The organism is Desulfococcus sp., from assembly GCF_041737845.1.
Taxonomy (GTDB): Bacteria; Desulfobacterota; Desulfobacteria; order Desulfobacterales; family Desulfococcaceae; genus Desulfococcus.
Genome location: NZ_JBGSQX010000087.1, coordinates 1 through 12,560, shown reverse-complemented (window position 1 = coordinate 12,560; position 12,560 = coordinate 1). Strand labels below are relative to the sequence as shown.

The 12,560-nt window shown below is 58.1% G+C and carries 8 protein-coding genes and 1 pseudogene; 1 reads left to right on the top strand and 8 read right to left on the bottom strand.

Going from position 1 to position 12,560, the window contains the following annotated elements; translation table 11 throughout:
- Window position 1: 1 nt before the first annotated feature.
- The 6 genes from ACEW8N_RS09795 to ACEW8N_RS09770 form a co-directional block, all read right to left on the bottom strand.
- Window positions 2–1,249 carry an AI-2E family transporter gene (locus ACEW8N_RS09795; RefSeq protein ID WP_373499629.1) on the bottom strand — a complete coding sequence of 416 codons (1,248 nt, stop codon included), beginning with the start codon at window positions 1,247–1,249 and terminating at the stop codon, window positions 2–4.
- Between the two features lie 352 nt (window positions 1,250–1,601).
- Entirely contained in the window at window positions 1,602–2,258 is a 657-nt protein-coding gene (gene cysC / locus ACEW8N_RS09790) for an adenylyl-sulfate kinase (protein ID WP_373499628.1), read from the bottom strand.
- Between the two features lie 37 nt (window positions 2,259–2,295).
- Window positions 2,296–6,522 carry a DEAD/DEAH box helicase gene (locus ACEW8N_RS09785; protein ID WP_373499627.1) on the bottom strand — a complete coding sequence of 1,409 codons (4,227 nt, stop codon included), beginning with the start codon at window positions 6,520–6,522 and terminating at the stop codon, window positions 2,296–2,298.
- Window positions 6,523–6,544: 22 nt separating this feature from the next.
- Entirely contained in the window at window positions 6,545–7,597 is a 1,053-nt protein-coding gene (locus ACEW8N_RS09780; protein WP_373499626.1) for a GDP-L-fucose synthase family protein, read from the bottom strand.
- 15 nt (window positions 7,598–7,612) lie between these two features.
- On the bottom strand, window positions 7,613–8,698 hold the full coding sequence (gmd, locus tag ACEW8N_RS09775) for a GDP-mannose 4,6-dehydratase (protein WP_373499625.1): 1,086 nt from the start codon (window positions 8,696–8,698) through the stop codon (window positions 7,613–7,615).
- A gap of 54 nt (window positions 8,699–8,752) precedes the next feature.
- Window positions 8,753–10,990, bottom strand: coding sequence for a dynamin family protein (locus ACEW8N_RS09770; RefSeq protein ID WP_373499624.1), 2,238 nt, complete (start codon window positions 10,988–10,990; stop codon window positions 8,753–8,755).
- A 321-nt stretch (window positions 10,991–11,311) separates the two neighbouring features.
- Here ACEW8N_RS09770 and ACEW8N_RS09765 point away from each other — a divergent pair, with 321 nt between their 5' ends.
- Window positions 11,312–11,464, top strand: a complete 153-nt coding sequence (locus ACEW8N_RS09765; protein ID WP_373499623.1) for a hypothetical protein — start codon at window positions 11,312–11,314, stop codon at window positions 11,462–11,464.
- Between the two features lie 43 nt (window positions 11,465–11,507).
- On the opposite strand, the gene ACEW8N_RS09760 is transcribed toward ACEW8N_RS09765, so the two are convergent.
- A complete protein-coding gene (locus ACEW8N_RS09760) occupies window positions 11,508–12,077 on the bottom strand; it encodes a YqgE/AlgH family protein (protein ID WP_373499622.1) in 570 nt (189 codons plus the stop codon).
- Window positions 12,074–12,560 (bottom strand): annotated as a pseudogene (locus ACEW8N_RS09755) (hypothetical protein); the annotation flags it as partial. The pseudogene ACEW8N_RS09755 and the gene ACEW8N_RS09760, both read right to left, overlap by 4 nt.

Below are 12,560 nucleotides of genomic sequence, written 5' to 3'. Positions count from 1 at the left end.
GTCAGCCCGATTCCCCTTTCTCTCCAATTGAAACCCCGTCGATCTCTTGATCTTCATGCGGATCATTCACCATATCTATTTGAATTCTTTTTTTTATCGCATGTCCAAAGAGATAGGTGCAGATCGGCACCCCCAGAATCAAGCCCCAGATATGGAAAAGCTTTCCGCCGATAGTCAGAACAATCAAGATAATGACGGGGTTGATTCTCATGTAGGATCCATAGATTCTGGGGTTTAAAATATATCCCTCTATGAGGTGGATGATCACTATTAGCAATATGGCAATCAACATCGTATGAACCCCGAATGTTTGCAGCGCAATCAAACATATCGGGACAGAGCTGATGAAAACGCCCACCACGGGAATAAAACTGCAGAAAAATACAATCACAGAGAGGAAGGCGACATTTGTGCCCAATCCGATAAAATAGATGCCGGCCGCCGTCAGCAGGGCGTTTACGACGGCAATGATGAATTGCGCCTCCAGGGCTTTTCCCAGTATATGAGCGAAACCCCCTATATTTCCTGCGACTTCAACATAAATGAAGCGAAGATTCGTATTTTCAAGTTCCGTGACGCTTCGGGTCAATCGAGGCAGGTCCAGAACAATCAGGAAAGAAAATAGAAGAGACAAAAGAAAGGTCGATGTTCCGGACACGATTCTTCTGCTGATCCCTCCCAGTGCTTCCAGTATCTGATTGACATTCTTGATCCCGGCGGCTTCTTCTTCAGCTCCAAAAAGCTGCTGCAGCAACAGCATGGAAGGCGAATTTTTTAGATTTACCGTATTTTCAGGGACCGGAGCTGGAATATCCTCCTGATACTTTAATTCAGGAAAAACCTCTTTAAGCAGGGGATACCTGGAGGTCAAAGAAAAAAGTTCCTGATCGGTTCGATGGATATAAATGGGAAACTGATCTATAAAAACCTCTGTCTGCTTTTTTACTATGGGAACAAGAAAGATTCCCACGGCGACCAAAACGTTCAAAAATATCGCTGCAACCAGAGTAACGCGCAACGCCCTGTTCTTGATATATTTTGCAAGATGATTACCGCCGCTTCTTTGAATGTAGGCAAAAACAAAAGTCAGAAAAATCAGCAGAAAAAAACTTCGCAGGATATAGAGAATGGCGGCCAGCATCCCCCATACCAGAATCCTGGTGGCCGCAGGGACGATGATATTCCACGGATAGGAAAAGGATTGAACCTGGTCTTGACCGATCAGGTGGAGGTTTTGGTTGTGGTGCATCCTGGCGCTCCCTATGCGGATCGTTTCCTTCATTTATCTTGAAGAATGATGAAAATTGCCTTGGAGGCGGCCTTGATGGACGCTCATCGGGGACATGACCCGTTCTCACTGCCATGCTATCGTCTTTGCCCCCCGCTGCCAAGCAAAAACAGCGCCTTGAAACTGTCTGCACGATCCACTGGGAGCAGGATCTTCTGATCAGACTCGGATGTCGCAGACGATCCGTTCAACATCCGTGAAGTCGAACCGTCGGGGAATGGGTGAGCCCGGCGCACGGGGGTGCGCTCCCAGGAGCCCGGCTGTGCCGTGCAGGTTATGGCGCCGGGACAAATCCCACAGAAAGGTTGTCAGTTTATTTTTCTATGATTGCGTTATGTTTTAGAAACGAAATCACCTCGTTCGCCAGCACATCCGGGGTCTTTTCGCCTCCGAAGAGCACCATCTCCGGGGACACCGGGGGCTCATACGGGTCGTCGATGCCGGTAAATCCCTTGAGCTCGCCGGCCCTTGCTTTCTTGTAAAGGCCCTTCGGATCCCTGGCTTCGCAGACCGAGATGGGGGTGTCGACGAAAATCTCGATGAACTCTCCCGGCAGGAGCGTGTTTCGAACTCGATCCCGGTCAATTCGATAAGGGCTGATGAATGCGGTAATGGCGATCATGCCGGCCTGGGAGAACAAGTTGGCCACGGCCCCGATGCGCCGGATATTTTCCTCCCGGTCTATGGCGGAAAAGCCCAGGCCGAAGCGCTCGGCAAAATCATTTCCGTGGTTCTCCCGAAGCATCTGAGTCCCGGCGTTCAGACTGTGACGGACATTGTCCCCATCCAGGACCGCGCAGTGGACCCGGTTTTGGGAGAGCTTGTGGTCCAGGGTGTTGGCGATCGTGCTTTTTCCGGATGCGCTCAATCCCGTGAACCAGATCACGCAGCCCTTGTGTCCGTTCAGCACCTCCCGCTCCGCGCGGGAGACCATATGCTCATGCCAGTATACCTCAGTATTATTGCCCATTCGTTTTTCCTTCGGTAACGGTGAATACAATCCGAAATCAGGATTCTCTGATCAATTGAAGCAGCTCGTCCGCCGTCATTTTTCCGCTCATGTCGGCGCCGTCGAGGAGGCTGTCGGCCAGCGCCCGTTTTGTCTTGTGCAGGGCCAAGATCTTTTCTTCGATCGTGTGCCTGGCGATCAGCCTGTAGACGGTAACCGGCCGTTCCTGACCGATCCGGTGGGCGCGGTCGGATGCCTGGTCCTCCATGGCCGGGTTCCACCAGGGATCCATGTGGATGACGTAATCGGCGGCGGTCAGGTTCAACCCGAGTCCGCCGGCTTTCAGGCTGATGAGAAACAGGTCTCCTTCACCGCCCTGGAAGGCGGCGACACACCTTTTGCGTTCTTTTTGCGGCGTGCTTCCGTCCAGGTACTGGTAGCGGATCGCCCTGGTTTCCACATATTCCCGCAGAATGTCGAGATGTCCCGTAAACTGGCTGAAAACCAGGGCCTTGTGCCCGTTTGCCAGAAGATCTTCAACAATTTCGCCGAATACGGCAAGCTTGGCGCTGGGCAGCGCTACGTCGGGCAGCACCAGCTTTGTATTGCAGCAGGCCCGTCGCAGTTTCATGATTTCCGCCAGAATCCGAAGATTTGCGTTCTGGGCGGGGCCATCGCCGCCGGCGAGATTGTCCAGCGCTTTTCGCCGCAGGGTTTCATAAAACGCGAGTTCATCCGCGCTTAATTCCACTTGAAGGATGATATCCGTCCGCGGGGGCAGCTCTTCCAGCACCTGGTTTTTGGTTCGCCGGAGGATATAGGGCTGAACAAGCTTTTTCAGGCTTCTTCGGACATTTCGATTCTGGTCTTTTTCGATGGGGACGGCAAAGGTTTCGTTGAACTCTTTGAGCGACCCCAGAAAACCGGGATTGATAAACCGGAAAAGATTCCATAGTTCACCCAGATGATTCTCGATGGGGGTCCCGGTGGTGATCAGCCTGAAGTCCCCGGTAAGATTCATGGCCGCCTGGGAACGTTTGGTGGTCAGGTTTTTAATGGCCTGGGCCTCGTCCAGCACAATGGCCTTGAAGTGCGCGCAGGACAGCATCTGCGCCACCTTTTCCTGTTGCAGCAGGCCATAGCTGACCACCAGCAGGTCAAAGGGGTTGAGACCTTCCAGGATTGTTTCCCGATCGCTGTTCCCCAGGGTGACGATGTTGAGCGAGGGCGCAAAACGACGGGCTTCCTCTTCCCAGTTCATGCATACCGACGTGGGCGCAACGACAAGGCACGGGCCTTTGGCCGCGGTTGTGAGAATGAAGGCCAGGGCCTGAATGGTTTTCCCGAGGCCCATGTCGTCCGCCAGGCACGCCCCGACGCCCCAGTGGGCCAAACGGGCCAGCCAGCGAAAGCCTTCAACCTGATAATCGCGAAGCTCGGCCTTGAAGGTCGACGGGATCTCGGGTTTCAGCGAGTGGGCATCCTTCAATCGCTTCAGATGGGCTTTCCAGTGCTGGTCGCTGCCAAAACCGCCGAGATCATCCGCCAGTTCCTCGATCGACAGGGCGGCCAGGGGATGAAACCGTCGGTTTTTTCCCGATTTTTTCGAATAGGCGGCCAATTCATCCAGGCGTTTTCTGAATGCCCGGGTCAGCGCCAGAAACTGGCCGTCTTCCAATTGAACAAACCGGCCCGGGGCACTTTCGAGCAACGAGAAGAGCCGATCCATTGACAGCACCAGGCCGTCATCCAGCTTTAACTCGCCGGATACGGAAAACCAGTCCTTCTCTTTTTTGACGTTCACGAAAAACCGGTTGATGTCCGCCTGCTGCCGGATGCGCAAGCGTTCCCCCTCGGGCCATTTGATGATGACTGCGTTTTCCAGGGCGTAGAGCTCCGTCAGGGCTTCAAGACAATCTTCAGGTTCTCTCAGTTCCCATTCCCACATCGCATCTTGGGACTCCCCGATGGAAAGCAGGGTCGGGCAGGCGGCCATGGCCTTGTCGGCGCGCTCTTTCTCTTGATCAAGGTCCCGTTTTGTCCGTAGAAGATTGCCGCCAATGTCGGAAATCACTGTTTCCCCGCCCTCTCCGGGCCGGAAACAAGGGCCTTCCGGGGCAAAAGGCTGCACTGTCATCTCGATCTTCAGCCCCGGTCCAAAGGGCCGCAGGTGGATGTTGGGCGTCGGATCGGCGGGTACCGCTTCCGCCTCCCGCCCGATGCCCTCGATTTGTGAATGAACCGTGACGATGGGGGACACGCTCTCAACGGCTTCGAGCAGCCGCGTTTTTCCCGAGGCGGGCACCGTAAGCCCCTTGCCGATAATCTTGGCGATTCGGAGGACATCGTCTTTGGTTTCAATCACCTTGATTCGAGTGGGAGATTCCCGGACGAGTTGAACATCACTCTCGACGTTGAAATCCTGGGAAAAGGAAATTTGGAATTTGCCGTCCTCCCGTCTGTTGATCACCAGCTCCGGGTGACCCGTGACGATTTCGATCCGAACCTCCGGGGAATCCTCTGAAAACACCAGGGGATGTCCTGCAAGGGCTTTCAATGCCCGTGATTTGAAATCGTAGCTGACTTCCGGATATCCCCGCCAGACAAACCGATCCTCTTCAATGCACGCGCAAACCAATTTGTCCTGGGATGTCAGGAAATCCAAGGTCGCGGTTTCGTGGTACAGGCGTTTCAAGGCGATCTTGCGCCCCTTGGTCCACCCGCCTGTGGCGGTTTTGATCTGTTCCCGCGGGGAAAGGTGCCAATGGCCGTATTTTTTATCCAGGCCCAGCAGCCAGACCAGGCGGGATGATTTCTCGGCTTCAACAACGACGGCATCTGGCCTTTTCAGGCTGATCAGCGCATTCAGCGCCTGCTGCCATTTGCTTTCCGGCTGAATCAGCTCAACCATGCTCTCTATTCCGGTTGTTGCAAAAAATGCCGCCGCCGTTTCAGGATATTTTTGATCCTTTCCAGGCAGATGGGAAAGCAGTGCTGAAACCTCCGCCGCCAGCCATTCATGCCGGTTTTTTTCCGCGGTGTCGTGCAATTGAATCAGGAGACGGGTCCATTTTCCGGCTTTTTTCTTATCGGTCCAATAAAGGACAAGCGATTGAATAAAAATGGAAAAATGACTGAATTCATAGAGTGGGATTTCCCAATGCTTGATGGATTCAAGCGCATCCGGATCTCCTTCCCGGGCGCCGATCAGCCAGGTTAATGTTTTGAACGCACCTTGCAGGGGATTGTCGGCATCATTGGCCGCAATGGCGGCAAGGTTTTTTCCATGCTGAATGTCCTGGGCAGCGCCGCTTTTCAGCAAGGCAAGGATGTAAAACACACCGGATAGGGTATTGAAATAAACCTTGCGTTTTCGGGTGCTTTTTTTCAGCAATTGCAATGCCGTCTCGTAGTGAGCAATCGCATCCAGGTTATTTCCCCGAAGAAATGCCAGAACCCCGCTGATGATGGATGCCGTGATTCCGACATCCCGGGATATCAACTCTTCGGCGGCATTGAACCGGCCTGCCAGTATCCATTCCTCCGCCAGAAAGGTTTGGACGCGTCCCCGGTCATCCATCTCGTGGATGGATGTCGAACACGCCTTCAGAAAAGAGAGAATTTCCTGATCCACGGGTAAATAATGATGGTCGAGTTCTTCCACAAGGGCTTTCGCGATATCCGATTGCAGAACCTGGGGCAGGAATTCGGAAATCCAGACCCTATCGAATGAATCCTTGAACACGGCGACCAAAGGGTGGAGCTGCCGACTGCGAAGGAAATCGTCTTTCTCGTAGGAGGATAGAATTTCATGGACACGATCAACATCCCGCCGATACAGTCCGATGCGAATCTCCCTGACCATCTGCTCGTATCTCGGAAAATCGAGCCTTCCATCCCAGCGTGTGACAGGCATGGCTTTCTGGACGGCGGCGGCGATTTCATCAAAGCGGTCTTCGTCCGCCAGCAGCCTCGAAAGCGGTTCCATCAGGAAAAGACTGCATCGAACGCGGGTATCCTCTCTCTCGATGAGGCCCAGGCCAATCAGTTCATTGAATAAGGGGTCCAGGCTTTTGACCGTGAATTTTTTGACATCGGCGTCTCCGATAAAGAGGTTTTTGAGGCTATTGAGGACATGGGTTCTTGCTGCTTGGTCATAGATGACCGAAAGGATATGAACAATGCTCTGATTCAGGGGATCAAGTCCGTTGTAGGCGTTGATCCGTTCTTCATATTTCCCGTCAAATGCAGTTGGAGACAGATGCAATGTGGTTTTATATCTCATTGTTATCGTTTATCTAAGGGATTCAATACCTGCCGACATACCCTTCATAGGTCTTTTTCAGCCCTTCCTCGAGGCGGATGCCGGCTCTCCAGCCCAGGGCGGTCATGCGGGAGACGTCCAGGAGCTTCCGGGGAGTTCCGTCGGGCTTGTCCGGGTCCCATTCCACCGCGCCGTCAAACCCGACGACGCGGGCGATGGCGAGGGCAAGCTCGCGGATGGTGAGGTCTTCCCCTGTGCCGATGTTCAGGAGGAAGGCCGCAGGCGGCATGATGCGGTCGATGGACCCGTGGTTCATCACAAAGAGGCAGGCATCGGCCAGGTCGTCCACATAAAGGAACTCCCGCTTGGGGGACCCGGTGCCCCACAGGCGCACGACCGGCTCCGACCCCCCCCGGGATCCGCCGCCCATGCCCAAAGCGGCCTGGATGTCGGCCGGAATGGGGCCGTAGAGGGCCTCGTCTTTTGCGACGGCCTCCCAGTTCTTTTCGGCTGCGAGGCGGGCCAGGTGGAATTTGCGGATCATGGCGGGAAGGACGTGGGAGGTTTCGAGGTTGAAATTGTCGTTGATGCCGTAGAGATTGGTGGGCATGACCGGGATGAAGCAGGTCTGGTGCTGGCGGTTGTAGGCCCAGCACATCTCGATCCCGGAGATCTTGGCCACGGCGTAAGGGGAATTGGTGGGCTCCAGGGGACCCGTCAGGAGGTGGGCCTCTTTCATGGGCTGGGGGCAGTCCCGGGGGTAGATGCAGGAGCTTCCGAGAAAAAGAAGCCGCCGGGCCCCGAAGCGGTGGCTCGCATGGATCAGGTGGGTCTGGATGGCCAGGTTCTGGTAGATGAATTCCGCCGGGAAGGTGTTATTGGCGTGAATCCCCCCCACCTTGGCCGCCGCCAGGAAGACGTATTCCGGCCGCTCTTCCCGGAAAAAGGCCTCGACGGCGTCCTGGCGCGTGAGGTCCAGCTCTTTGCGGGTCCGCCGGATGACATTGCCGTATCCGGCCGAAGCAAGCCGGCGGCAGATGGCCTCTCCGACCAGCCCCCGATGGCCCGCCACATAGATTTTCGCCGATCTGTCCATGCCTGCCCCCTTTTTCTATTCGAAGTGATGAAAGGTCGAGAACCCCTCTCTCTCGCAGACGCGGTCTTTTTCGGCCGACTTCAGGTCCTCCCGGATCATGATCCGCACCAGGTCCTCAAAGGAGACCTCCGGCTTCCAGCCCAGGATGCTCCGGGCCTTGGCGGGGTCGCCCAGGAGAAAGTCGACCTCGGTGGGCCGGAAATACCGGGGGTCGATGCGGACGACGACGCGCCCGCTCTCCGCATCCCTGCCGACCTCATCCACGCCGCGGCCCTCCCAGGCAATGGCCATGCCCACCTCGGCGAAGGCCCTTTCGACGAACTCCCGGACGGAGTGGGCTTCGCCCGTCGCAATGACGAAGTCTTCGGGGGCCTCCGCCTGAAGCATGAGCCACATGGCCCGGACGTAGTCCTGGGCGTGGCCCCAGTCGCGTTTGGCGTCGAGATTGCCCAGGTAGATCCTCTCCTGCATTCCCAGCTTGATCCGGCTCACGGCCCGGGTGATCTTGCGGGTGACGAAGGTCTCCCCCCGGATCGGGGATTCGTGGTTGAACAGAATGCCGTTGCAGGCATAAAGGCCGTAGGCTTCCCTGTAATTGACGGTGATCCAGTAGGCATAGACCTTGGCGGCGCCATAGGGGCTCCTGGGATAGAAGGGGGTGGTCTCCTTCTGGGGGATCTCCTGGACCTTGCCGAACATCTCGCTGGTCGAGGCCTGGTAGAACCGGGTTTTTTGCTCCAGCCCGAGGATCCGGATGGCCTCCAGGAGCCTCAGCGTGCCGATGGCGTCGGCGTTGGCGGTGTATTCGGGGGTCTCGAAGGAGACCTTCACATGGCTCTGGGCGGCCAGGTTGTAGATCTCGTCGGGACGAACCTCCTGAATGATCCGGATCAGGTTGGTGGCGTCGGTCAGGTCGCCGTAGTGCATCCGGAACTGGATGTCTTCCTCGTGGGGGTCCCGGTAGAGATGGTCGACCCGCGCCGTGTTGAAGGAGGAGGAGCGCCGTTTGATCCCATGGACCTCGTATCTTTTTTTCAGCAGGAAATCCGCAAGGTATGCGCCGTCCTGGCCCGTGATTCCGGTGATGAGTGCGCGTTTCATTCTTGTTTCCTTTGACAGTGTGGGGTGGACACGGAGGGAGATGCCCCGTCTCCGCTAGGACGCGGCGCTGATCTCCTCCTTGAGGCGCGCGATATCGCCTGCAACGTCCAGGCATGCCGCCTCGATGTGTTCCAGCATCCTCCGGGTTTCTGCGGCATCCGCCTTTTTCTCCTCGATCAGGACCGCCATGCCCTCCAGATCCGAGACGTGGCCGTCAAACCGCTCCACCAGGGCTTCATAGAATTCATTGGAGACGGCATCCGCCAGGCTCAGCAGATATTGAAACTTGATGTTTTCCCGATAGTCCTTGAAGTTGAAGGCAATGGACTGCTCCGTTTCACGCTTCAGCCGAAGGACCCCGTCCTTCAGGGCCAGCAGCTCCTCCCCCGCCGGGCCGTGGGGGGGGGTCTTGAACATCTTCCTGAAAAACCGGACGATCCGGTAAACGCCGAGGCGCATCACGGCCTCGCCGCGGATGGAGGCGCTGTACTGCATGGCGGCGATGGCCGGCGGCACCTTGAGGCCCGCGGACCTCGCGACGGCCGACACCTCGGGCAGGGCCGCCGGCGCCGCCCCATCCCCGAGCCGGGGGAGGTCCAGGTCGGTCATGATCCGGTTGTATTCCGAAAGGGCGTCCCGGACCATGGCATCGTATGAGCCGGCAACGGCGGCGAAATGCTCCCGGATCTTGTCCTCCTCGTCGCGAATGAAGCGGATGATCTCCGGATTGACCGACTCGGCCATGAATCCGTCGAGGGTGCGCCTGACCTCCTGGAACACGTGGTACAGGGCGCTTGAGAACCCCGCAGACGAAACGTGGTGTGCCCATTCGGCATAGATCGGATGGTATCCCCTCAGAAAGCGCAGGGCCTCGCCCAGGATGCCGTCATGTTTGTCGAAAAACCGGTCGACGTCCTGCTTCAGGTCCTGTTTGAGCGCCTCCACGGCGCCGGACAAGGTGCTTCGGATCGTGTTCTTGACGGCGGCGATCTTTCCCTGATGGGCCCCGATCTCCCGGACGATCTTCGCCACCTCCCGGGCGTCCTTGCCGAACAGGTCTTTTCTGACCCGTGCCCAGTGGGCCATGCCGGCCACCTGGAGGCCTATGCGTTCGAGGTGGTTTTTCAGGAGGAGCGCATATCGCTCCTCCGTCAGCTTCCGATGGATGGTCGCCTCGAACCTGCGGGTTTCCCCGTCGGAAAACGCCGTCATGGCCCCCTCCCCCTTCCACTGGGCCATGCGCAGCCGGTCTTTTACCGACAGGGCATCCTCCGTGCATCTGAAGAGGTTGAACAATGCCGACAGGACGTAGACGTCGGGATCGGGGCGCAGCAGGGCAATGTCGTCCCGGGTCCTGGCGGCGACCCGCATGAGGTCGTCCAGGCTGTCGTGCTCGCCGAAGTCGGCGTTGATGAGGAAAAGGGTGTTGTCGAGGATTCCCATCCGCTTGATGGTCGAAAGAAAGCGGATGTCCGCCTGCCGCAGCCCGGTTCGCCCGCTGACGACGTAGACGATCAGGTGGGTCGCCCGGAGATACTCCTGGATCATGGCCAGATGCAGGGGATTGGGGGAGTCGCTTCCCTGGCAGTCGGCGATCTCGATGGTCTCGTCCGTGCTTCCCGAATCGATGGTGAGCTCTATGTCCCTCAGAAACACCGCCAGGGTGTCGTCTCCGGTATAGGCCTTGTGTTTTCCGAAGGCGTCGCCTGCGTACTCGCGGGTGGCCGGTTCCTCCGAAACGATCTCCCGGACCCGGTCGTACCCTTCCAGGTAGGCGCCGATGATGACGCTGTTCATGTTTCGCGCGTCCTGGGTGATGAGGCGGTCCCCGCTCACGGCGGCCAATGCCCGGGCCAGATCGTCCCGGTCGCGCGCCTCGCGGATGTCGAAGGGGCCGCTGCCGGAGCGCCAGTCCGAGGCGGGAAACAGCACCATGGCGCTTTCGATCTCGCGGTTGATCTCGCCCCACGACTTGAAGAAGAGAGTCGCCCTGAGGATGCCGCCCCTGCGGATTCTCGTGACGATGGAAGTCACCACGCCGGCGCCCCGTTTCAGATACTCGCCCTTGAACAGGGAATTGACGAAGGTGCTTTTTCCGGATTTGATGGGGCCGACCACGGCGACCCGCAACAATTCGGCGGACACCTGCCGCCCGACCTCTTCGCAGGTCCGTTTCCAGTGGTCCGTGGGCGCCGCGCCGACGCCGGAAAGCGCCCTGACCTCGTCGCACAGGGACGCGGTCGTGCGGGTGATCCCGATCAAGTGTTCCTTAAACTGGTGATACCGGTCCATCCACTACCTCAAATTCAGGGGGGTCAGCGGCATGCCGCCCGGCCGGCTGATGAGCGCCCGCCGCGCCCGCTTGCGTCCCAGCGCCGATTCCACGAACGCCGCTGGCTGCGCGCACAAACATGCCTGCGACGCTGTAGTATAAATCCATTGGCTTGTCAAAGCGATTTGCCCAGCGCGGCCGACCGCGGCAGGGCCTGTCCCGGCTTGCCGGTCGGTGTCTCTTGTGGTATAGCAGACCATAACGTCGGAGGGGGACCGAGGCGATCCCCGGCCTCCCGTCCGGCGGCCCGGCTGCCGTCCCAACCCGCGGGGAATCGACTCATGTCAAAGAAGCATCCTGAATGCCCGTTGTACAATCCCTTGAACTGCAAGGAATATCACAATCCCAAGGTGTGCGCGTTCGTGAGGAAGGACAGGGCATGCCTCAAGAAGAACCGAAAAGACCCCTCGGAGGAGAGCGACGGGAAGGATTGACGCCCCCGGCCGTCCGCGTCACGTTCATGGAGCCCGGGCCGCATCAGGCATGGCCGGCCGCATCGGTCAGGCGCGCGGGGTCGATGCCCAGCTTTCGGACGGCCGCTTCCCATCGGGCGTCGACATCAAAATCAAAAATGACATCGCGGGAGAGCGGGGTGCTGAGCCAGGCGTTTTCCATCATCTCGGATTCCATCTGGTCGGGCCCCCAGCCGGAGCAGCCCAGGGTGATCTGGAAGGCGTCGGGCCCCTTCCCGAGGGCGATGGCCTCCAGTATGGCGCGATTGTTGCTCATGGCGAGCGAGGGCACGATGATGACCGAAGGCCCCCAGTCAAAGGGTGGGCCGTGGAGGATGAACAGCTCGTCCATGTGGACCGGTCCGCCAAAAAATATGGGGATATCGGCTTTTTCCGGCAGATAGTCGATGCCCAGCTCCTCGAAGATGTCCTTGGACAGGAGCGTGGGATAGGCGCGGTTCACCACCAGGCCAAGGCTGCCTTCCCCGGTGTGCTCGCAGATGCAGACGACCGACCGGGAGAAATTGGGGTCCAGAAGGCCCGGCATGGCGATTAAAAAATGCCCCTTGAGGGACATGTGGATCTTGTCGTTCATGGCGTCCTCTTGATTCCTTGCGATAACGGCTGCCGAAACCTACGTTTATCTGTCGTTTTTGTCAAGAATGACCGTTTCGAAACCCCCGGGCCGCCGCCGGACAGGCACGCGGAGATGAGGCGGCAGGCCTCCGCCGCACCGCCCTTTCGACGCGAAAAATAGGCCCGCGCGCGGGATTTCACCTCATCCCGGGGCGGCGGGTGGTTCATGTCGCGGATCAGTTGCCCGGCCACGGCCCGCCAATCGGCGCCGATCCTGGCCAGGCCGCTCTCGAAGATCGCCTCTCCGACCCACCTGAAATCTTCCCAGGAAGGCCCGATGACGGGAATGACGCCGCAGATGAGGGCCTCGATGAAATTCTGGCCCCCCAGGGGCGCAAGGCTCCCCCCCACAAACGCCGCCTGGGCCTGCTCATAGGCCGGCGCCAGCTCGCCGATGGTGTCCCACAGGATCACGGTCCCACCCGGGGCCAGATCGGAAGAG